General features: G+C 61.9%; 20 protein-coding genes. 16 read left to right on the top strand and 4 right to left on the bottom strand.

All coding sequences use genetic code 11. From position 1 onward, the window contains the following. Window positions 1-145 precede the first annotated feature (145 nt). The 11 genes from ACIQWO_RS03825 to ACIQWO_RS03875 all read left to right on the top strand — a co-directional run bounded on the left by ACIQWO_RS03825 (window position 146) and on the right by ACIQWO_RS03875 (window position 10,831). The gene (locus ACIQWO_RS03825; protein WP_039398668.1) at window positions 146-817 is read left to right on the top strand and encodes a GntR family transcriptional regulator; all 672 of its coding nucleotides are present in this window, start codon (window positions 146-148) and stop codon (window positions 815-817) included. A gap of 132 nt (window positions 818-949) precedes the next feature. Beyond that, entirely contained in the window at window positions 950-1,504 is a 555-nt protein-coding gene (gene tadA / locus ACIQWO_RS03830; protein ID WP_402819365.1) for a tRNA adenosine(34) deaminase TadA, read from the top strand. Then, a complete protein-coding gene (gene ldcA, locus ACIQWO_RS03835) occupies window positions 1,501-2,433 on the top strand; it encodes a muramoyltetrapeptide carboxypeptidase (RefSeq protein ID WP_402819368.1) in 933 nt (310 codons plus the stop codon). The genes tadA and ldcA overlap by 4 nt, the downstream gene beginning before the upstream one ends. Window positions 2,434-2,790: 357 nt before the next feature. Continuing rightward, the gene (puuE, locus tag ACIQWO_RS03840) at window positions 2,791-3,735 is read left to right on the top strand and encodes an allantoinase PuuE (RefSeq protein ID WP_402819371.1); all 945 of its coding nucleotides are present in this window, start codon (window positions 2,791-2,793) and stop codon (window positions 3,733-3,735) included. A gap of 169 nt (window positions 3,736-3,904) precedes the next feature. After that, window positions 3,905-4,420 carry a 2-oxo-4-hydroxy-4-carboxy-5-ureidoimidazoline decarboxylase gene (gene uraD / locus ACIQWO_RS03845; protein WP_150666443.1) on the top strand — a complete coding sequence of 172 codons (516 nt, stop codon included), beginning with the start codon at window positions 3,905-3,907 and terminating at the stop codon, window positions 4,418-4,420. A gap of 57 nt (window positions 4,421-4,477) precedes the next feature. Beyond that, the gene (gene alc, locus ACIQWO_RS03850; protein ID WP_039397131.1) at window positions 4,478-5,500 is read left to right on the top strand and encodes an allantoicase; all 1,023 of its coding nucleotides are present in this window, start codon (window positions 4,478-4,480) and stop codon (window positions 5,498-5,500) included. Between the two features lie 50 nt (window positions 5,501-5,550). Further along, window positions 5,551-6,084, top strand: a complete 534-nt coding sequence (locus tag ACIQWO_RS03855; protein ID WP_402819377.1) for an ureidoglycolate lyase — start codon at window positions 5,551-5,553, stop codon at window positions 6,082-6,084. Window positions 6,085-6,676: 592 nt separating this feature from the next. After that, a complete protein-coding gene (locus ACIQWO_RS03860; protein WP_402819380.1) occupies window positions 6,677-8,101 on the top strand; it encodes a circularly permuted type 2 ATP-grasp protein in 1,425 nt (474 codons plus the stop codon). A 22-nt stretch (window positions 8,102-8,123) separates the two neighbouring features. Continuing rightward, window positions 8,124-9,122: an alpha-E domain-containing protein gene (locus tag ACIQWO_RS03865; protein ID WP_233325583.1), complete on the top strand. Its 999-nt coding sequence runs from the start codon at window positions 8,124-8,126 to the stop codon at window positions 9,120-9,122. A gap of 4 nt (window positions 9,123-9,126) precedes the next feature. Further along, window positions 9,127-9,933, top strand: a complete 807-nt coding sequence (locus ACIQWO_RS03870) for a transglutaminase domain-containing protein (RefSeq protein WP_402819384.1) — start codon at window positions 9,127-9,129, stop codon at window positions 9,931-9,933. A gap of 49 nt (window positions 9,934-9,982) precedes the next feature. Further along, window positions 9,983-10,831: a peptidase gene (locus ACIQWO_RS03875; protein ID WP_402819387.1), complete on the top strand. Its 849-nt coding sequence runs from the start codon at window positions 9,983-9,985 to the stop codon at window positions 10,829-10,831. A gap of 54 nt (window positions 10,832-10,885) precedes the next feature. Here the strand turns inward: ACIQWO_RS03875 and ACIQWO_RS03880 are convergent, their stop codons facing one another. From ACIQWO_RS03880 to uraH, 3 genes are all read right to left on the bottom strand, one after another. Further along, window positions 10,886-12,256 (bottom strand): MATE family efflux transporter, encoded by a 1,371-nt coding sequence (locus tag ACIQWO_RS03880; protein ID WP_402819390.1) that lies wholly within the window; start codon window positions 12,254-12,256, stop codon window positions 10,886-10,888. A gap of 446 nt (window positions 12,257-12,702) precedes the next feature. Further along, window positions 12,703-13,908 (bottom strand): urate hydroxylase PuuD, encoded by a 1,206-nt coding sequence (locus ACIQWO_RS03885; protein WP_402819393.1) that lies wholly within the window; start codon window positions 13,906-13,908, stop codon window positions 12,703-12,705. 40 nt (window positions 13,909-13,948) lie between these two features. Continuing rightward, complete coding sequence (uraH, locus tag ACIQWO_RS03890) at window positions 13,949-14,299, bottom strand: hydroxyisourate hydrolase (protein WP_039398651.1); 351 nt, start codon at window positions 14,297-14,299, stop codon at window positions 13,949-13,951. 437 nt (window positions 14,300-14,736) lie between these two features. On the opposite strand from uraH, the gene ACIQWO_RS03895 reads away from it, so the two are divergent. Further along, entirely contained in the window at window positions 14,737-16,110 is a 1,374-nt protein-coding gene (locus ACIQWO_RS03895) for a nucleobase:cation symporter-2 family protein (protein ID WP_402819398.1), read from the top strand. Continuing rightward, window positions 16,110-17,468 carry an 8-oxoguanine deaminase gene (locus ACIQWO_RS03900; RefSeq protein ID WP_402819401.1) on the top strand — a complete coding sequence of 453 codons (1,359 nt, stop codon included), beginning with the start codon at window positions 16,110-16,112 and terminating at the stop codon, window positions 17,466-17,468. The genes ACIQWO_RS03895 and ACIQWO_RS03900 overlap by 1 nt, the downstream gene beginning before the upstream one ends. A gap of 215 nt (window positions 17,469-17,683) precedes the next feature. Here the strand turns inward: ACIQWO_RS03900 and ACIQWO_RS03905 are convergent, their stop codons facing one another. Continuing rightward, on the bottom strand, window positions 17,684-18,622 hold the full coding sequence (locus tag ACIQWO_RS03905) for a LysR substrate-binding domain-containing protein (RefSeq protein WP_039398644.1): 939 nt from the start codon (window positions 18,620-18,622) through the stop codon (window positions 17,684-17,686). Between the two features lie 244 nt (window positions 18,623-18,866). Between ACIQWO_RS03905 and ACIQWO_RS03910 the strand changes: the two genes are divergently transcribed. From ACIQWO_RS03910 to ACIQWO_RS03920, 3 genes are all read left to right on the top strand, one after another. Further along, on the top strand, window positions 18,867-20,414 hold the full coding sequence (locus tag ACIQWO_RS03910; protein WP_402819405.1) for an ABC transporter ATP-binding protein: 1,548 nt from the start codon (window positions 18,867-18,869) through the stop codon (window positions 20,412-20,414). Window positions 20,415-20,517: 103 nt separating this feature from the next. Next, complete coding sequence (locus ACIQWO_RS03915) at window positions 20,518-21,624, top strand: ABC transporter permease (protein WP_402819408.1); 1,107 nt, start codon at window positions 20,518-20,520, stop codon at window positions 21,622-21,624. A gap of 10 nt (window positions 21,625-21,634) precedes the next feature. After that, entirely contained in the window at window positions 21,635-22,564 is a 930-nt protein-coding gene (locus ACIQWO_RS03920) for an ABC transporter permease (protein ID WP_150573919.1), read from the top strand. Window positions 22,565-22,571: the final 7 nt, after the last annotated feature.

The following is a 22,571-nucleotide window of genomic DNA, read 5'->3' on the forward strand; positions in this document are numbered from 1 at the left end:
CATGCGAACTGTCTCCTCTGGCGGAACCCATTCGCACCTGCCGAAACAGGATTAATTTGGATCCAAAATAATATATTGGATCCAATGATAGACGATTGGATCCAGAATCGCAATATGGGTAAAAAATATGCTCTAATCGCGCCATATGCGAACCCCCGGACCCCAAGCACTTCATCAGGCCATCCGCGACACGCTTCGAGACGAGATCTTGAGTGGCGTGCTCCCGGGTGGATTTCAACTGCGTCAGGAAGCGCTCGCCGAGCGTTTTCGTTCAAGCCGAGTGCCTGTGCGCGAAGCACTGCGGCAGCTCGAAGCGGAGGGATTGGTCACGCACCATCTGAACCGTGGCGCGACGGTTGCGAGCATGAATCTCGAACAGCTTATGGAGATGCTCGACATTCGCGTGGCGCTCGAATGCCATGCCGCCAAGTTGGCGGTGCCGAATATGGCGGAGCGCGATTTCCAGTTAATGGAGCAGATCCTGGCCGAGTATTCGGCATCCGAGGTCGTCTCCGAATGGGCGGAATACAACCGCCGTTTCCATCTGGCGCTTTCGGCACCAGCGAACAATCGCCGTTTGCGGATCCTCATCGAAGAGTATTGCTTGAATACCGATCGATATTCGCATTTGGCGATGTCTCAGGCGACAGGCAAAGAAAAGCCGCAGCACGATCACTACGAGATTCTTGCGGCCTGTCGTCGACGAGATGTGGCGGCCGTCGTATCGATGCTCGAAGCGCACATCCTCACAACGCGCAACGAGATCAAGGCGCTCGCCCGCGAAGATCTCAGCTTTCTGTCGCGCGCGTCGTTCTGACGTATATACGCCGATCACCTATACGGCGAGTCCGGTGCATTGCCCGAGCGGGCGCTGTGCGAGAATAGTGCATCGCCGCTTGTGGCCCATTGCGCCGGGCTTCTGCAACTTCCGCAATTTTCAAAACGTTTCATGAACCGAGATTTACCCGCGACGGACGAGACCTACATGGGGCTGGCGCTTGCGCAGGCCCGCGCCGCGATGGCGCAGGGAGAGGTGCCGGTCGGCGCCGTGGTCGTCTGTGACGGGCAGGTGGTCGCCGTCGGGCACAACTGTCCGGTGGGCGGTCACGATCCGTCGGCCCATGCCGAGATGCAAGCCTTGCGTGCTGCGGCGCAGGCGCTGGGCAACTACCGTCTTCCCGAATGCGAGTTGTATGTGACGCTTGAGCCGTGCGTCATGTGTGCGGGCGCGATCATGCACGCACGCATCAAGCGGGTCGTGTTCGGCGCTTCCGATCCCAAGACGGGGGCGTGCGGCAGTGTCGTCGACCTGTTTGCGGAACCGCGTCTGAACCATCATGCCGACGTCGTCGGTGGCGTTATGCGCGACGAGTGCGTCGGCATATTGCAAACGTTTTTCAGCGAGCGTCGTGCGGCAGCGAGAGCGCGTCGTCTGGCTCAGTCGTCGTCGGCGGCCGAGGTGGCTGGCGATACTTCCGTCCCCCCATCGGAAACTTCTAAGTGACGCAGACTCGTCTTATCGAACTGATTGCGCCGTCCGGGTATGCGCCGGATGCCGACGTTGCGACGCGCGGTATTGCGGCGCTGGAGCAACTCGGCTACACCGTCGGGAATCGCGACGTCACATCGCGGCGCTTCCTGCGTTTTGCGGGCACCGACGCCGAGCGTGTCGCGGAGATCAACGCGCTTGCGCGCCGTGATCATCCGCTGCCGGACATCGTGCTCGCGATGCGAGGGGGGTACGGCGCCGTGCATCTGCTCGACCAGTTGGACTACAAGGCGCTGCATGACCGCCTGTGCGGCGAGCGCGTCGCGATCGTCGGGCACAGCGATTTCACGGCATTGCAACTGGCGTTGTTGTCGCAATCGCATGTGACGACGTTTGCGGGCCCGATGCTGCTGGCTGACTTCGGGGCAGAGACGCTAAGCGAGTTCACCGTATCCCAGTTCCAGTCGGTGTTGCAGTCCGAGTCGCACGTCGTCCAGTGGGCGGGGGACGGTGCGAGCGGCGACATTGATGTATCGGGTACGTTGTGGGGTGGCAATCTGGCGATGGTGTGTAGCCTGATCGGCACGCGATACCTGCCGCAGATCGACGGTGGCGTGTTGTTCGTGGAGGATGTGAACGAACCGCCGTACCGCGTCGAGCGCATGCTGTACCAGTTGCATCAGTCGGGCATCCTGGCGCATCAGCGCGCATTGGTGCTTGGCGATTTTTCGCAATATCGTCTGACCGACTACGACAACGGTTATGACATGGCGACTATGGTGGAGAGCATGCGCCGGGTCATCGGCATCCCGATCGTCACCGGTATGCCGTTCGGTCATTGCCCTGACAAGCTGACCTTGCCGGTGGGTGGGCAGGTGAAATTGTCGACGTCGGGTGCGCAGGTCGCGCTCACGCTTACGGGATATCCCTATATCGCCGGGTGATGGATGAACGCCGGGTGCACGGGCATCCGGAAATGCGGGAATCGCAGGAAACAGAAGCACGCCGGGAGGACTTCGTCGCCCGGCGTGCTTTTTTGTTGTCCGGAAGAACGCCGTGATTTTGCTGATGTTGAGGGTGATTTGGCGGGGGATTGAGTGGAGTTGCGGCGCAGGGCATTAGCGGGGAAATGGGGGCTGTGAGTGCGTTCAGTATGGCGATCCGGTGCGTTGGCGGTGCTGTCGCGGGGGCGACTATATGTTTAAGCGCAGCCTGAATATCTGAATATGGCTATGTTTCGTGCGGATGTATTTGGCTAAACTTCTTCGATCGTTCCGCCATCAGAAGGATGCCAAGACATCATGGCCAGCAGCAACACGAATTCCAAGGATTACCCCCGCGACCTTATCGGCTACGGCCGTCAAGTACCGTTTGCCGACTGGCCGGGACGTGCGCGCATTGCCGTCCAGTTCGTGCTGAATTACGAAGAGGGCGGCGAGAACTGTGTATTGCACGGTGACAAGGCGTCCGAGCAGTTCCTGTCCGAGATCATTGGCGCGGCCGCCTACGAGGCCCGTCACATGAGCATGGAATCCATCTATGAGTACGGTTCGCGCGCGGGCGTATGGCGCATCTTGCGCGAGTTCGAGCGTCGTGGTTTGCCGCTGACCGTGTTTGGTGTGGCGATGGCCATGCAGCGTCATCCGGAAGTGACGGCTGCATTCCAGGCGCTTGGGCACGAGATTGCGTGTCACGGCTGGCGCTGGATTCACTATCAGAACATGGACGAGGCGACCGAGCGTGAGCACATGCGCATCGCCATCGACATCTTCAAGGAGATGACGGGCAGCGCGCCGCTGGGTTGGTATACCGGCCGCGACAGTCCGAACACCCGCCGTCTTGTCGTCGAGCAGGGTGGTTTCGTGTACGACTCCGACAACTATGGCGACGACCTGCCGTTCTGGACGCAGGTGCAGACCAGCAGTGGCGACGTCAAGCCGCACCTTGTGGTGCCGTACACGCTCGACACCAACGACATGCGCTTTGCAGCACCGCAAGGCTTCAACACGGCGGACCACTTCTTCCATTACCTGCGCGACGCGTTCGACGTCTTGTACGCCGAGGGCGATGAAGCGCCGAAGATGCTGTCGATCGGTATGCACTGCCGGTTGCTGGGCCGCCCGGGCCGTTTCGCGGCGTTGCAGCGATTCCTCGATCACATCGAAAAGCACGATCGCGTGTGGGTATGCCGTCGTATCGACGTGGCGCGCCATTGGCAAGAGCGCCATCCGTTCGTGGCGGCGTGAGCAGGCGATTGAATCGCATCTCAGGTCGTTGATGGGGTGGTCATGTCCGGTGGGACGTGACGCCCGACATTGAATTCGAATCCGACAGGCGTCATCGGGCTGCGCGAAGCGTGCGGCGGGGCGCCACCTTTGTTCTCCAGGAGAGCAGTTAATGAACGCCCCGTTGCCTATGACCCAACGTACTGTTGCCGAGCTGTCGGCGCTCCCGCGCGCCGAGTTCATTGCCGCGCTCGACGGCATTTTCGAGCATTCCCCGTGGGTGGCCGAAGCGGCATGGGAAGATCGCCCGTTCGCGACCGTCAATGCACTGCATGACGCCATGTGCCAGGCCGTGATCGATGCGGGTGAGACGCCGCAGCTCGACCTCATCCGTGCCCACCCGGAGCTGGCTGGCAAAGCGGCCGTGCGTGGCGAACTGACTGCCGAATCGACGCGTGAGCAGGCAGGTGCCGGACTGGATCAGTGCAGTGCGGAAGAGTTTGCGCGACTGACAGAGCTGAACGACGCTTACAAAGTCAAATTCGGCTTCCCGTACATTCTGGCCGTGCGTGGCCATACCCGCAGCAGCATCATCGAGAACTTCGCGACGCGACTGGAGAATAGCCGCGCGGACGAAATCGAAGAATGCCTGCGCCAGATTTTCCGTATCGCCGGTTTCCGGCTGCAAGACCTCGTGCGCGACTGAGCGTACGACACCGTCATATCTCAAGTTTCAGACATTACCGAGCATCAAGGAGTTGGCATGGCCCTCGTCCCGCAAGACCCGAACGCACCGGACTTCGTGCGCCGTTATGTGAATCTGGCTGACCCGCGTCTGGGTGCCGAAGCGCTCGTCGCGACCGACGAATTCTTCGCGGCCAAAGAGCGCATGCTCAATCCAGAACCGGCTGTGTTCATCCCGGGCAAGTACGACGAGAACGGCAAGTGGATGGATGGGTGGGAGACACGTCGCAAGCGCGTGAACGGCTATGACTGGTGCATCGTCAAGCTGGCGCGCCCGGGCGTGTTGTTCGGCGTCGATCTGGACACGAGCCACTTCACGGGCAACTTCCCGCCTGCAGCGTCGCTTGAGGGTTGCTACAGCCCGGACGGCGCACCGAACGAGTCGGCCGAATGGTTCGAACTGCTGCCGTCGACCACGTTGCAGGGCAACTCGCACCACTACCATGCCATCACACAGCAGCGCGCAGCGACGCACGTGCGCGTGAACCTGTACCCGGACGGTGGTCTGGCGCGTCTGCGCTTGTATGGGTTGCCGCAGAGCGACTGGGCGGGCCGTTCGCGCGATGAGCTGATCGATCTGATCGCGATGGAAAACGGTGGTTATGTCGTGGCGGCAAACAACCAGCACTTCGGCTTGGCGTCGAACTTGTTGATGCCGGGCCGTGGCGTGAACATGGGCGATGGGTGGGAAACGCGCCGTCGTCGTGAGCCGGGTAATGACTGGGCGATTATTGCGTTGGCGCAGCCGGGTGAGATTGGCAAGATCGAAGTGGATACCGCGCACTTCAAGGGCAACTTCCCGGACCGCTGCTCCATCCAGGCCGCGTACGTGACGGGCGGCACAGAACAGTCGCTGATTACGCAATCGATGTTCTGGCCGGTGTTGTTGCCGGAGCAGAAGTTGGCGATGGACAAGCAGTTCTACTTCGAAGAGCAGGTGCAGAAATTGGGGGCGATCACGCACATCCGTTTCAACATCATTCCGGACGGTGGCGTCTCGCGTCTGCGTCTGTGGGGAAGGTTGAGCGACAAGAAGGCGTAATCGATTAGCAGTAGCAGAGCGAAACGAACAGAGAGAACAAGGAGCGTGACATGGTGGGACCGACGTTGAAGATCCAGCGGTTGACGCGAGAGGCGTTTGCGCCGTTTGGCGATGTGATCGAGTTGGAGGGTGCGAAGCATTTCGCGATCAACGGCGGGACGACCGAGCGTTTCCATGATTTGGCGACGGTGGATCTGGGCCCGGAGGGCGGACGCACGTTGGTGAACGTCTTCCGTGGTCAGCCGAGACAGTTGCCGTATGAAGTGAAGATGTTGGAGCGTCATCCGTTGGGCAGTCAGGCGTTCATCCCGTTGAAGACCACGCCGTACCTGGTGGTTGTGGCTCCGGCGGGCGAGTTGGACGTGAGCAAGATGCGTGCGTTCGTCTCGGATGGATGGCAGGGTGTGAACTATGCGAAGGGCGTTTGGCATCACCCGTTGTTGGCGTTGGATGAGGTGAGCGACTTCGTGGTGGTGGATCGTGGTGGGGACGGGCACAACTGTGACGAGCAGGATTTGCCGGGCGTGTATTTGCTGACGCAGGCGGCGTTGGATGCGGTGCAGGGAGCGCAGAAAGCTGCGTGAGTAGAGAGAAGAAAGCGGTAACAAGAGACGCCGGGCGTTGCTCGGCGTTTTTTATTGGGCGGGAGAAAGCGAAGTGAGGCGCAGAGGAAAGCGGTTAGGCGGGCAGAGGGACTGAAAACGTGTGGGCGACGGCACGGCCGTCCCGCAGCAGTTGCGGAGCACGTGCGGGGCGGGTGTGGCGTCGCGATGGGGCTGGAGTAGAGCGGTGTCGACGGGACCGGTGGCTTCGAGATAGGAAGCGGGAAGCGGACGGTGTCGGTTGAGGCACTGGGTGCGATGAGGGAGACGGACCGGGGCCCCTTTCTGCAGCGAGTTGGGTTTATGTCTGAGCGGCGGAAAGGGGCCCCGGTCCGTTAGGGGGGAGGTTTTAGGGGCCGGGGGTAAACACAACAGTCTGAGACGAAACCCAACTCCTATACTTCGAAACACCGATGTGGTGCGTAGGGGGTGGAGCAGGAGGGCGGGCGCACCGAAAGCGTGCGGAAAGGGGGAAAAGGTTAGAAGAGGGTGGGGAAAGGGTAGAAAAAGGGCGGAAAAACAGCTCGGGCATGGATATTGCTCGATCTCGACACAGCAATCTGCGGAGAAGCGTATGGTCGAGAGCTATAACGAGATGGCGAGCATCACGGGTGCGACGCGTTCGCACTACCGTCGGTTTGACGACTGGTTGAAATGTCAGACAGACGATGTCTTGCACCATAAGCGAGCCGAGGCCGATCTGGCGTTCCGGCGCGTCGGGATCACCTTTGCTGTGTATGGGAATGAGGCGGGTACGGAGCGTCTGATTCCGTTCGATCTGATCCCTCGGATCATTCCTGCGCATGAGTGGCAGACCTTGCAGACGGGTTTGCGTCAGCGAGTCGAGGCGCTCAACAAGTTCATCCACGACGTTTATCACGACCAGAACATCCTGCGTGCGGGCGTTATCCCGGCCGATCAGGTGTTGAAGAATGCACAGTACCGTCCGGAGATGCAGGGCGTGGACGTTCCTGGCAATATCTACTCGCACATAGCGGGCGTCGATGTCGTCAGAGCGGGGACGGGGGACGACGGTGTCTTCTACGTCTTGGAAGACAACTTACGGGTGCCATCCGGCGTGTCGTACATGCTGGAGAATCGCAAGATGATGATGCGGTTGTTCCCGGAGTTGTTCGCGCGAAATCGTATTGCACCGGTGGAGCATTACCCGGACTTATTGCTCGACAGTCTGCGAGCCGTAGCACCGATCGGCGTGGATGACCCAACCGTCGTCGTCATGACGCCCGGCATCTACAACTCCGCTTACTTCGAGCACGCGTTCCTGGCGCAGCAGATGGGGATCGAGCTGGTCGAAGGACAGGATCTGTTCGTTGAGGACAACCTCGTCTACATGCGCACGACCAACGGTCCCAAGCGTGTCGACGTTATCTATCGTCGCATTGACGACGACTTTCTTGATCCTTTGGCCTTCCGTGCCGACTCGACGCTGGGCGTGCCGGGGTTGCTGAGCGTCTATCGTGCGGGACGCGTGACGCTGGCCAACGCCATCGGTACGGGCGTGGCCGACGACAAATCCATCTACCCGTTCGTCCCCGACATGATCGAGTTCTACCTCGGAGAGAAGCCGATCCTGAACAACGTGCCGACCTACCAGTGCCGTCGGCCCGACGACCTTGCGTACACCCTCGACAACCTCGGCGAGCTAGTCGTCAAAGAGGTGCATGGGGCGGGCGGCTACGGCATGCTCGTCGGTCCGGCGTCCACCAAGGCCGAAATCGAAGCCTTCCGCCAGCGGCTTATCGCGAAACCCGACGGCTACATCGCGCAACCCACGTTGGCGCTCTCGGCATGCCCGACGTTCGTAGAAGCCGGTATCGCGCCGCGACACATCGACTTGCGACCGTTCGTGTTGTCCTCGGGCAAGGGCGTGACCATGGTGCCGGGCGGCCTGACACGTGTGGCGCTCACAGAGGGTTCGCTGGTCGTCAACTCCTCGCAGGGCGGGGGGACGAAGGACACCTGGGTATTGGAAAAGTAAGCGAAATCATCGGGAAGAGATCATGCTCAGCCGTACCGCCGACCACTTGTTCTGGATGGCCCGCTATATGGAGCGGGCCGAAAACACTGCTCGCCTGCTCGACGTCAATTTGCAAAACCTCCTGCTCCCGCAGGATGCTATCGACGACGAAGACGACACCGATATGACGCAGGTCCTCGCTGGCGGCATCGACAACGAAGCGGGCTGGCGCGCTACCTTACGCATCTCCGAGCTGGAGCCAGCGTTCAATCGCAAACATGGGCGCGCGACGCGCGCCAACGTGCTCGACTTCGTCGTGCGCGACCCAGAGAATCCGTCGAGCATCGCGTGCTGTCTAGCTGCCGCGCGGGAGAACGCCCGCGCCGTGCGCGGCACATTGACCACCGAGCTATGGGAGACCGTCAACAGCACGTGGCTGGATTTCCCGCGCATCCTCGATCTGCTGGAGCGCGACCCCGCGCACCTCTTCGAATGGGTCAAAGTGCGCTCGCACCTCTCACGAGGCGTGAGCTTCGGCACCTTGTTTCAGGACGACGCGTTCTACTTCACCCGGCTCGGCCTGTTCCTTGAGCGCGCCGACAACACCGCCCGCATTCTCGACGTCCGTTTCCACGAAGCCGTGCGTGCCGACAAGGCGGGCCCCGATGCGTCGCATCCGACCGACTTTTACTACTGGTCCGCTGTGCTGCGCAGTGTCTCCGGCTTCGAGATCTACCGGAAGGTCTACCGCGACGTCATCACACCCGAGCGTGTGGTCGAGTTGCTGATGCTCAACGCACACATGCCGCGCTCGTTGCTCGCGTCGCTCACGGGCGTGTGTGAGAACCTCGCCACGCTCTCCAACGCCCAGTCCGGCGACGTCGAACGCTATGCGGGCAAACTTCAGTCCGAACTCAAATACACCGACATCCAGCAAATTCGACAGCAAGGCTTGCACCCCGTGCTGACCGAATTCCTCGAGCGAGTTTCCGTGCTCGGCAACAAGATCAGTCAGACCTTCCTGATCCCGCTCGCCGCCTGATGCCATGCGCCTGACCATCCGCCACGAAACGACCTACCGCTACGACACGCCGGTGCGTTACACCATCCAGCAGCTTCGGCTCACGCCGAGTGCGTCGGAAGTGCAGCGCATCGTGCAATGGCGACTGAGCGCCCCGGGCAAGCTCACGCCCGCGCGTGACGCCTTTGGCAACGACATGCATACGCTCGTGCTGCATCAACCGCACGATGAGATCCATCTGCTGGCCGAAGGCGAGGTCGAAACGACACCGCTCATCGACGGCAGGCTGGGCGAAACGAGCCATGCCGTACCAGTGTTATGCTTCGCCAGCCCTACGCCCCTGACGGGACGCAGCGACGGCATCGACGCGCTGGCGGGCGACGCCGGGGTTGCCACGCCGGGAGAGTTGCTGGCGCTGGCGGCGGCCATTTGCGAGCAGGTCGATTACGAGTCGGGGATCACCGCCGTGACCAGCACCGCCGCACAGGCACTCGCGCTGGGACGCGGCGTCTGTCAGGACCACGCACACCTCATGCTGGCCGTCTGCCGCGCGCGTGGCGTGCCAGCGCGCTACGTCAGCGGGTACATCGATCCGGGCGACGTGCCACACGCGGCCAGCCATGCCTGGGTCGACGTGTGGGTGGAGGGGGCAGGGTGGGTCAGTATCGACGTCACGCATGCCTGCTTCGCCAGCGGCAACTACTGCCGTCTGGCGGTGGGACGCGATTACGAATCTGCAGCGCCCGTCAGAGGGATGCGCAGCGGCGGTGCGACCGAGAAGTTGCACGTATCGGTCAGTGTCGATACGACACCGCTCGATCAACAACAATAGTTTTCAACGTAGCGAGGCAGTGCGCCTTGCACGGCAAGACAGGAACGACATGACGTATTGCGTGGCCATGAAGCTCGATGCCGGGCTGGTCTTTCTTTCCGACACCCGTACCAACGCGGGCGTCGACCATGTGAGCACATTCCGCAAGATGCTCGTCTTCGAGCGTCCGGGCGAACGCGTCATCGTGCTGCTCTCGGCGGGGAATCTCGCGTTGACGCAGGCAGTGCGCCAGCAACTGGTCGAGGCGCGCGACACCGAAACGCTGTGGACCGCCAAGACCATGAGCGACGTAGCGCGCGTCGTCGGGCAGGCCATTCGCGACGTCTACACGCGCGACGCTAAGTCGCTCGAAGCGTTCGGCGTCGACTTCAATTGCAGCTTCCTGCTGGGCGGGCAAATCGCCGGTGCGCGCAGCCGTCTGTTCCAGTTGTACTCGGCAGGTAATTTCATCGAGGCGTCGTCCGTCAATCCGTACTTCCAGATCGGCGAGTCGAAATATGGCAAGCCCATCATCGACCGACTGGTCACGCCCGCGACGTCGCTCGACGACGGCGCGAAATGTGCCCTCATCTCAATGGACTCCACGCTGCGCTCGAACGTCTCCGTCGGGTTGCCGCTGGATCTGCTCGTCTACGAAGAAGATAGTTTGCGCGTGACGCGCTTCGCGTCGCTCGACGACGAGAACGTCTACTACAAGATGATCCACGACACGTGGGGCTCGCGTCTGCGCCAGGTGTTCGACGAACTGCCCGAGCCGCAGTGGGCGACGTCCAGCGTGGCCAACGTGCCCGCGTCGTTGCCGCCGCGGGCCGAGCCGCCCGAAGGCATGCCCGGTGCGGATGAGCCGGGAAGCGTTCAGTCGCTCGCGCAAACCGTATCGCTCAAGATGCCGTCCTGAGCGTCGGCATGCAGATGCGCGTCGGCGTTTGCACGACGCGCATCTGCGCAGCCATCACGCCATCCCGAGATTGCGGTGTTGCTTCCGATACAGCCATGCGCTGACGGCGAGCGTCGCCGCTTCCGTGGCGAGTAGCGTGTACCAGATCGCGCCGCCGCCGAAGAGCGCGTCGAGCAGCCAGAGAATGCCCAGCAGCAAAATCCAGCTGCGCAGCATCGCGATGGCCGCCGACGGACCCGGCGCTTCGACCGCCGTCAGATAGCCCGCAACGATCAGATTGCCTGCCGCTGGCAGAAACGCCAGTGCGTACCAGATGACGGCGTGTTCCAGAATCGACCACGCGTCGCCACCGGCGGGCAGGAAGAGGAACGTCAGCGGACGCGCCAGCGTCGCCATGGCCAGCGCGACCAGCAGCGAGAATCCCATCACCGCGATGACACCCAGACGGAACGACCCCCGAAGCGCCTTCGCATTCTGTGCGCCGCGATAAAAGCTGATCATCGGCTGCATGCTCTGCACGAGTGCGACCATCGTCACCGTGGCCCCGAGCGTCATGTATTCGAGGATGGCGTAAGCGGCCAGCCCCGGCTCACCGAAGCTCACCAGAATCACGCGGTTGAAGACGAACACCGTCACCGCCGGTGCGATTGCGCCGAGGAACTCCGACGCGCCGTTGTACATCGCGCGCCACACATGTGTTTCGCCACCACCGAAGGCGCGACGGGCAGGCACCACTTGCTTCGCCAGGAAGAGGTGATACGCGAACATCACGCTGCTCGACACCATCATCGACAACCCGGTGGCCAGCGCAGCACCATGCATCCCCATCTCACGAACGACGATGAACCAATAGTCGAGCGCCACGTTCGCGAGTGCGCCCATGAACATCGCATACAGACCGAAACGGGCGGCGGGCGCGCCTTCCACGCGTAGGAACAACTCCATGGCGTAGAGACCGTTGGCAAACAGCACGAACCAGCCCCAGCCGGACAGATAGGCGACGACATCCGCCGTGATTGCGCCTTGCGCACCCAGCGCGGCCGCGATCTCATGCTTGAAGATGAGCACGGCAGCACTCATCACGACGCCCGAGACGAGCATCACCCACAGCACCTGTGAGAACGCGCGCCGCGCCTCGGCATGACGCTGCTCACCCAGCAGACGGGCGATGAGCGTTGCGCCCCCGACGCCGACCATCACGCTGACTGCGTACGGCACATAGAGCAACGGCACCACTAGGTTCAGCGCGGCCAGCGCTTGTTGGCCGACATAGCGGCCGATAAAGATCCCGTCGATCAGCGTGTAGATCGTGTAGACCCAGCCGGAGAGGATCGTCGGAATCGCGAGAGACGTAAATTCCTTGAGCAGAGACGTCCGGGCGCCCTGCGAATGATTGCAATGATTGGTAGAAGTGGAAAGAGACATGGTCCCCCCGATGACTTCGCACCGCGTCGTGTCGGGACGCGGCTCACCGTGGCTTGCACATCAAAGGCTTCAGAACTTCAGAGACTTCGGGATGGGGAGGGTTGTCGCTCACGCGCAAGCGATGGCGTAAGCGCTCCGCCCCGCTGCGTGACACCCGGGCGGGTGGACGTCAGCGAGGCAGTCAGACGGACGGAGGGAACATTGCCTGGTGCAGATGCACCCAGACAACGCCTTGCCGGGAGGAGCAGAAGAGGAGGAAATTCATGATGTTTGTCGTTCGGCCCGGAAATCCGGGCGCGTATGACAGACAGGCGGTGTCACACCGAAGTTCCCTCGCTTGAGGTCAAGTGAGATCAAGCGATGGCTGACATCATGGGAATGTCACCATGAAAAAAGGGGCGCCGAAGCGCCCCAACATGGGTCCAGCAAGAAAGACGGTATTGCCGTTATTGTTGTGCGCCGCCGTTAAACCACGCGGCAATCTTCTGGCGCTCTTCATCGGTCATTTGCGTCACGTTGCCCAGGGGCATCGACTTGAGCGCGACCGATTGTTGATAAATGCGTTGTGCGTTTTGCGAGATCTCGGCGGGCGTATCGAGCATCACACCGGCCGGTGCGCTACCCATCATCGTCGGCTTGGCCGAGTGGCAGGTGGCGCAGCGCTGCGTCAGGATCGGCTGAATCTCCGAGAGCTTCACGGCCGGGGCAGCAGCCTCACCGTGCGCACCGGCGGCAGGTGCCGGGGCGGGGCGCGGGGCGGCAAACACGGCAACACCGGCGAGCAGTGCAGCACCGGCAACCGGCAGCGCGTACAGATTCTTGCCCGAGTGACGCAGCACGAAGAACTGACGAATCATTGCGCCTGCGGCCATGATGATCGTGAGGATCACCCAGTTGTACGGGTTGCTGTACGTGAACGCGTAGTGGTTGCTGATCATGATGAACACGACCGGCAGCGTGAAGTACGTGTTGTGCACCGAACGTTGCTTGCCGAGCTTGCCCCAGATCGGGTTCGGGACTTCGCCCTTCGAGAGCGCATCCACGCTCTTGCGCTGGCCCGGAATGATCCAGAAGAACACGTTCGCCGACATCGACGTCGCCATCATTGCGCCAACGATCAGGAAGGCAGCGCGACCGGCGAAGATGTGCGTCGTTGCATACGTTGCGGCCACCACGAACAGCGCTACACCGATGCCCAGCAGACGATCGCTCTTGCCCAGAATGCGGCACAGGAAGTCATAGACGAACCAGCCGCCGATCAGGAACGCGACTGCAAGGCCCACGGCCTGACCCGGTTGCAGATCCATCACGTTCTTGTCGATCAGATACGTCTGCGGTTGCAGCAGGTACAGCACGCAGAACAGCGCGAAGCCCGAGAGCCACGTCGTGTACGACTTCCACTTCGACCAGTGCAGATCTTCCGGCATCTGCGGCGGCGAATTCAGGTACTTCTGGGCGTGGTAAAAACCGCCACCGTGCACCGACCACATTTCGCCGAACACGCCTTTCTGCTTGTCCTCGGCAGCTTTGGGCGGCTTCAGACCATTGTCCAGCATCACGAAATAGAACGACTCGCCAATCCAGGCAATGGCCGCCACCACATGCAGCCAGCGCAGCAACAGATTGACCCAGTCGGTAATAAACGCTTCCATCTTATGTTCTCCTCAACTGCCTGACGTTCACGTTCGCGATTTAGCTACCGCGATACGTTGAAAAGCTCCACGGCGACACCAGAAGGGGCACGTGGTAATGCTGGGAAGGCTCCGCGATGCCAAAACGCAGCACCACACGATCCACGAAGCGCGGCGACGGTACTTCCACGCCCTGTGCGGCGAAATAGTCGCCCGCGTGGAACACCAGCTCGTATTCGCCAGCGGCGAACTCTTCACCTTCGAGCAGCGGCTTGTCGCAGCGGCCGTCGGCATTCGTCTGCACGTCGCGCAGCGAACGGCGCTCGCCGTCTACGCGCCACAGCTCGACACGGATGCCCGCGCCTGGCTTGCCGTGCGATGTATCTAGTACGTGGGTAGTCAGTCGTCCCATGATGTCTCCTGTGATGGATGGGTGCATTGTAGGGAGATGGCGGCCCGGTAACGCGCGCAATACCAAAGATAAAAACGCGCACATACCCCGTTATGCAGGACAAAAAGATGACGCGCTTCAATATGGCTTCCCGACGTCTGAAGCGTACGCCGCGTGCACCGGAATTGGGATTTTTTGGAGGACTATTGGATTCTGTTATCCAGCGTATAACGCATGACGTATGAGCTGTTATCGCGACAGGAGACGGATCGCCCGGGAAGCCCAATGGTTACGTGCATGCTTGGGGAAAACCCGAGACGCAAGATAAGCATTCATGCATACGTTCCATGAAAAAAACACTATAGCCTCCGGTGGTCTTGCCGCAAAGTGCGTCGACCTGCACCATTGAGTCACCCTAAAAATAGACATTAAACAGCCCCCCGAGGGACGGAGACGCAATGAGTGTGACAACCAATACCGTGGATCCGGTCGATGAGCGACTGCCGATCGGAAAATTGTTCATGCTGGGCCTGCAACACGTTCTGGTGATGTACGCGGGCGCGGTCGCCGTGCCGCTCATCATTGGCGGCGCGCTGGGCCTGCCCAAAGATCAGATTGCGTTTCTGATCTCCGCCGATCTGATGTGCTGCGGCATCGCCACGCTGATTCAAAGCGTCGGTGTGGGCCGCTTCGGTATCCGTATGCCCGTCATCATGGCGGTCACATTTGCCGCCGTCGGACCGATGCTCGCCATCGGTACGAACCCCTCGCTAGGCCTGCCCGGCATCTTCGGGGCGACCATTGCCTCCGGCATCATCGGCACGCTGATCGCGCCGCTCGTCGGCAAGCTGCTGCGCTTCTTCCCGCCGATCGTGACCGGCATTGTCATTACGTCCATCGGTCTGACCATCATTGGTGTGGGCATCAACTGGGCGGCCGGTGGCGTGGGCAACCCCGACTACGGTGACCCCGTCTACCTCGGTGTGTCGTTCGCGGTGCTCATTTTCATCTTGCTGATCACGCGCTTCGTGAAAGGCTTCTTCTCGAACATCGCCGTGCTGCTCGGCATCCTTTTCGGATTCGGCATTGCACTGTTGCTGCACAAAGTGAATTTCGACGGTCTCGATCAGGTGAAATGGTTCGACGTCGTGCTGCCGTTCCACTTCGGCATGCCCGTGTTCGATCCGTGGGCCATCGTGACGCTCACCATCGTGATTCTGATTACGTTCATCGAGTCGACGGGCATGTTCCTCGCGCTGGGCGAGATCGTCGGCAAACCGGTGGATGAGAAGGCACTGGTCGCTGGTCTGCGTGTCGACGGCGTTGCTACCGTCATCGGCGGCCTGTTCAACACCTTCCCGCATACCTCGTTCTCGCAGAACATCGGTCTCGTTGGCGTGACGGGCGTGAAGAGCCGCTGGGTGTGTGCGTCGGCAGGCGTCATCCTGCTCGTGTTCGGCCTGATTCCGAAGATGTCGGTCATCGTGGCGTCCATTCCCCAGTTCGTGCTGGGCGGCGCGGGTGTCGTCATGTTCGGCATGGTGCTCGCTACAGGCATCAAGATCCTGTCCAAGGTCGACTACTCGCATAACCGCTACAACCTGTATATCGTAGCCATCAGCATCGGTATGGCGATGATTCCGGTCGCGTCGAACAAGTTCTTTGCGAAGATGCCGGAACAGCTCGCACCGTTGCTGCATAGCGGGATTCTGCTCGCTACGCTGTCCGCCGTGATCCTGAACGCCTACTTCAACGGCTTCAAAGCGCCGGTGACGCATGGCAACGGCCACGGCGAGAAGAACGGATCGGGTATGGGCCTGGAGGCGCATTGATGAAAACGTTGCTCGTCAAGAATGCCGAAGTGCTGGTCACGATGGACGCCGGTCGCCGCGAAATCGCGCGCGGCGGGCTGTACATCGAAGACAACCGGATCGTGGCCGTCGGCACCAGCGATACGCTGCCGGCGAGCGCCGACGAGGTGCTCGATCTGACGGGGCACGTCGTCATTCCGGGTCTGGTCAACACGCACCACCACATGTACCAGAGCCTCACGCGGGCGATTCCGGCCGCGCAGGACGGTGAGCTGTTCAACTGGCTGACGAACCTCTATCCGGTGTGGGCCAACCTCACGCCGGAGATGATTCGCGTCTCCACGAAGACGGCGATGGCCGAGCTGCTGCTCTCGGGCTGCACCACGTCGAGCGACCATCTCTATATCTACCCGAACGGCTGCAAGCTCGACGACAGCATCGAAGCCGCCGCTGAGATCGGCATGCGGTTCCACGCGAGCCGGGGCAGCATGAGCGTCGGCCAGAGTCAGGGCGGGCTGCCGCCCGATCGCGTGGTCGAGCGTGAAGACGACATTCTCAAAGACACGCAGCGTCTCATCGAGACGTACCACGACGAAGGCCGTTACGCGATGCTGCGTGTGGTCGTCGCCCCTTGCTCGCCGTTCTCGGTGAGCCGCGATCTGATGCGCGAGTCGGCCACGATGGCGCGCCACTACGGCGTGTCGTTGCACACCCATCTGGCCGAGAACGTCAACGACATCGCCTACAGCCGTGAGAAGTTCGGCATGACCCCGGCCGAGTACGCGCAGGATCTTGGTTGGGTCGGTCACGATGTCTGGCACGCCCACTGTGTTCAGCTCGACGACGCGGGTATCGCGCTCTTCGCGAAAACCGGTACCGGCGTGGCGCATTGCCCGTGCTCGAACATGCGGCTCGCGTCGGGCATCGCCCCGATTCGCCGGATGCGCGACGCCGGTGTGCCCGTCGGACTGGGTGTGGACGGCTCGGCGTCCAACGACGCGGCGAGCATGATCAACGAAGCGCGTCAGGCGCTGCTGCTGCAACGGGTGGGATTCGGCCCGAGCGCGATGACGGCGCGTGAAGCGCTGGAAATCGCGACGGTCGGCGGCGCACGCGTGCTGGGGCGCGACGACATCGGCGTGCTCGCGGCAGGCATGGCGGCGGATTTCGTCGCGTTCGATACGCGTGGCGTTGGCATGGCGGGCGGTCTGCACGACCCCGTGGCGGCGCTCGTCTTCTGTAATCCTGGACAAGCTGCGTACAGCGTGGTGAACGGACGCGTGGTGGTGCGAGAAGGGCGTCTGACGACGCTCGACCTGCCGTCGCTCGTCACGCGTCACAACACGTTGGCGCGGCAACTGGCCGAGGCTTCCCGATAAGGCGTTGCCACACCGGCCGCACATTCATGGTGTGAGGCCGCGGGACTGCTCACCCTAATCGGCAGATTCGGGTGAGCCGGTTCCGGCGTGGCGATGGGCAAGCGGGAAGTCGGGGTGGCGTTCCTGTGCATGGGGAACGCTGCCGTGCGGTTCGGCGGGGCGGTGGGGGCCGCTCCGCCGGTAAAAACGGCACAGCCCCTTTGATTGACTCGATATCAGGACGGCGTACGCGATTCCAGCAGGGTGCGCGTTGCGTCGGAAATCACACTGCGCAGCCAGCGCACTTCGTCCGAGTAGTGCGTGCGCTCGTGCCACAACTGGTAGTACTGCATCGGCGGGAAATCGATGGGCGTCTCCAGCACCGTGAGCGGCAAGAATTCCGCGTAATGGTCGGCAAACAGACGCGTCGTCGTAAAGATCAGATCGGATTTCAGCAGAACGTACGGCGCGAGATTGAAGTACGGAATCGTGACGACCACATTTCGCTTCAGGCGCTCGCGCGCGAGGTGCATGTCGATCGCGCCGCGTTGGGCGACGGAGTAGGGCGTCGGCGCGAGATGCGGGCTGCCGAGGTATTGCTCCAGCGTGAGCCCGCGCTTGGCGTACGGATGCGTATTACGGACCAGACACACGATCTGGTCGACGAACAGATTCGAGAGGTGAAGCTGCTCGGGCGGTTCCGGCCAGTTGCCGATGACGATATCTACCTTGCCGTCTTCGAGCGCGTGTTCGTAGTCGAAGGCGGGGCCGAGCGAGTGCAGTTCCAGTTGCGCGTTGGGGGCTTGCTGGCGGAAACGCTCGACGACCGTCGGCACGAATAGCGTATTCAGATAGTCGGGCGAGCCGATGCGGAACGTGCGCACCGTCGTGGCCGGGTCGAAATTCGATTGCTGCACCGTGATGCGCTCGATTTCGCGCAGTGCGTTTTGCGTCGGCTCCAGCAACGACTGACCGTATTCGGTCGGTACCATGCCCGATTTTCCGCGAACCAGCAGCGGATCGCCGGTAATGTCGCGCAAACGGCGCAGCGCAGCGCTGATCGCCGGTTGCGACTGATTCAGTTTGACGGCCGCACGCGTCACGCTGCGCTCGATCAACAGGGTGTGAAGAACGCGCAGCAAATAGGTGTCAATCGGTTCGCGGTTTTGGCTCATGAGAAATATAACGATCCGGATATGTCGGACCCTGTAGTGCATAAGTAAATCATTATGAAGGACAAGGTCGGGGGCCTCTATAGCGGAAAGTCCCTATCACTAAAACAAACGCGCGTCGTTCGTAAGGTGGCCTTAGATGTCCCTGTTAATGACACAGACTCGACATTTCGTCGCGAATTGGGTATTTTCGGACCGCCCAAGCCCCGAACTCAGACTCAGTCAGACTCCGCCAGTGACCCTTTCCATGCAATCGACGCCACGTCTGGCGCTGACCGGCATCACCAAACGCTATCCGAGCGTGGTGGCCAACGACGACATCGCGTTGAGAGTATTACCCGGCGAGATCCACGCCGTACTGGGTGAGAACGGCGCAGGTAAAAGCACGTTGATGAAGATCATCTACGGTGCCGTGCGTCCCGACGCCGGGGAAATCCTCTGGGAAGGCCAGCCGGTTCGCATCGATAGCCCGGCGGCGGCACGCAAGCTCGGCATTGGCATGGTCTTCCAGCATTTCTCATTGTTCGAGACGCTGACCGTCGCCGAGAACATTTCTCTTGCGCTCGACGACGCAGGCCGCGACCTCAAAGCGCTGGCCAAACGCATCCGCGAGGTCTCGACCCAGTACGGGCTTGAGGTCGATCCGGTGCGCCACGTGCACAGTTTGTCCGTCGGCGAGCGTCAGCGCGTGGAGATCGTGCGCTGCCTGTTGCAGAATCCGCGTCTGCTCATCATGGACGAACCGACTTCGGTGCTCACGCCGCAGGCCGTCCAGAAACTCTTCACAACGTTGCGCCGCCTCGCCGCCGAGGGATGCAGCATCGTCTATATCAGTCACAAACTCGACGAAATTCGCGATCTCTGCGACCGCGCGACCGTGCTGCGTGGCGGACGCGTCTCCGGTCACGCCGTGCCGCGCGAGGAAACCGCCGAGACGCTGGCGCAGATGATGATCGGGCGCGCATTGCCGCAGATCGAGCGTCGTGCGCATCAGCCGGGCGACGTGCTGCTGTCTCTCAAGAACCTCTCGATGACGAGCGAAGATCCGTTCGGGACCTCGCTGCATGACGTCAGTCTTGATGTGCATGCGGGCGAAATCGTGGGGATCGCGGGTGTGTCCGGTAATGGGCAGGCCGAGTTGTTGGCAGCGCTCTCGGGCGAGACGCGCGCGCCGCATGCAGACGCCATTGTGCTGCACGACCGCGCGGTCGGCCGTATGGGCGCGGCCACACGGCGACGGCTTGGACTCGCCTTCGTCCCGGAGGAGCGTCTCGGGCGCGGCGCAGTGCCGAGCATGTCGCTCACGGACAACGCCTTGCTGGGCGCGTCGGGCACGGCACATCTTGGCTTGCTTCGCGGCGGATGGATTCGTCGTAGCACGTTGCGCAAGTTCGCGACGTTGTGCATCGAGCGCTTCAACGTGAAGGCGGGCGGCCCGGACGCCGCTGCGCAAAGCCTCTCGGGCGGCAATTTGCAGAAGTTCATTGTCGGACGCGAGATTTTGCAGGAGCCTCGGGTGCTGGTGGTGGCGCAACCGACGTGGGGCGTAGATGTCGGGGCTGCGGCTTTCATCCGTCAGCAATTGCTGGACCTGTCGGCGCGTGGCGTGGCCGTTCTGGTGCTGTCCGAGGAGCTCGACGAGCTGTTCGAGATTTGCGACCGGATTACCGTGCTGGCACAGGGACGTTTGTCGCCCGTGCGTAAGCCCGAGCAGACCGACGCGCGTGAGATCGGTCTGTGGATGGCGGGGATGTTCCCCGGTGGCCCGGGAGAACGCACCGCAGCGGCAGCCTGACAGGCAAACGCGGCATTTTCCGTTTTCGACGTGTTTCGGTGTGTGACGAGCGGCCGCTCGCCAGCCGGAACACCGTAATGATTTCATCGATTTATCAGACACCATGTTCGATCTCACGCTTGAGCCACGGCCAAGTCCTTCCCGCACCATGCGGCTCGTTATGCCGCTGGTGGCAACGCTCATCACGTTGGCTGGCGGCGTGCTCATCTTCAGCTTTCTCGGCAAGAATCCGGCGCAGGCGATGGCTGCGTTCTTCCTCGCGCCGATCAGCAGTCTGAACGGCTGGTCGGAGTTGCTGCTCAAGGCGTCGCCGCTGTGCCTGATCGCGTTGGGGCTCGCCATCGGCTATCGCGCGAACGTCTGGAACATCGGCGCGGAAGGGCAGTTGGTGCTCGGTGGGATCTTCGCGTCTGGCGTGGCGATCCATTTCGACGGTCACGGCGGTGCGTGGCTACTGCCGCTGATGATGGCGGCGGGTGCACTCGGCGGCATGCTGTGGGCGGCGATTCCGGCGCTGCTGCGCGTGCGCTTTAACGCCAATGAGATTCTCGTGAGCCTGATGCTCACCTACGTCGCTACGCAGTTGCTGATCTATCTGGTCAGCGGACCGTGGCAAGACCCGCATGGGATGAACTTCCCGCAATCCATCAACTTCAGCCGCGAAGCGCTGTTCCCGCGCTTCTTCGGCGACTGGCATTGGGCGATGTGGCGGGGCACGCGTCTGAATGCCTCGATCTTCATGGCCGTGGCGGCGGTGCCGCTCGCGTGGTTCTTCATGCGCAAGAGCTTCGCGGGATACCGCATGGAAGTCGGCGGACTCGCACCGCTCGCTGCACGCTATGCCGGTTATTCGGAACCGCGCGCCGTCTGGCTCGCACTGTTGATCGGTGGTGCGGCGGCCGGGCTTGCCGGGACGGGCGAAGTGGCCGGGCCTGTGGGGCAACTGCAGGCGACGTGGGCACCGGGGTATGGCTTCACGGCCATCATCGTCGCGTTCGTCGGCCGGTTGCATCCGGTGGGTATTGTGCTGGCGAGCCTGCTCATGGCGCTGCTGTATCTCGGCGGTGAAGCCGTGCAGACGTCGCTCCAGTTGCCCAAAGCCATCAGCGGCGTGTTCCAGGGGCTGCTGCTGTTCAGCTTGCTGGGCTGCGACGTGTTTGTGAACTACCGACTGCGTCGGCGCGCTCGTGCGCTGACGCGCGACGCCTGAGGAGCGCAGCATGGACTGGATCAATCTGCTGACGCCGCTGGCCGCAAGTGCGGTGATCGCCGCCATCCCCCTGATGCTCGCTGCGCTGGGCGAACTGGTCACCGAGAAATCGGGCGTGCTCAATCTCGGCGTGGAAGGCACGATGCTCATGGGCGCCATCGGCGCGTTTGCCGTCACAGTGCAGACGGGCAGCCTCTGGCTGGGTGTTATCGCCGGTATTGCGTCGGGCGTTGTGATGTCGGCCGTTTTCGCATGGCTCACGCTCTCGCTCATGGCCAATCAGGTCGCCACAGGTCTGGCGCTGACGATCTTCGGCATCGGCCTGTCGGCGTATGTCGGTCGTCCGTACACCGACGCAACGATTCCGATGCTGCGCGATATGCCGATTCCGGGGTTGTCGTCGATTCCCGTACTGGGCGCTTCGATCTTCTCGCTCAATCCGCTGGGATATCTCTCGGTCGCGTTGCTCGCCGCGATTGCGTGGTTCCTTTACCGTACCCGCGCCGGTCTGGTGCTGCGCTCGATTGGCGAAGCGCCTTCGGTTGCCCATGCCATCGGCTATCCGGTGGTGCGGATTCGCTACTTCGCGACGCTGTTCGGTGGTGCCATGTCGGGACTCGCCGGTGCCTATTATTCCGTCGGCTATTTGCGTCTGTGGCAGGAGAACCTGACAGCCGGACGCGGCTGGATCGCGCTCGCACTGGTGGTCTTCGCCACATGGCGGCCCGGGCGCACGGCGCTCGGCGCGCTACTGTTCGGCGTTGTCATGGCGCTGCAATTTCAGGCGCAGGCGATGGGCATTCGCATCCCGTCGCAAGCGCTCGCAAGCCTGCCGTATCTGGCGACCATCGTGGTGCTGGTGATCATTTCCCGCAACCGTCAGACGATTCGACTGAACGCACCGGCGTCGCTGGGTAAACCGTTCTTTGCCGGGTCCTGATGCTGGG

This window comes from Pandoraea sp. NPDC090278 (assembly GCF_044772185.1).
Lineage (GTDB): Bacteria > Pseudomonadota > Gammaproteobacteria > Burkholderiales > Burkholderiaceae > Pandoraea.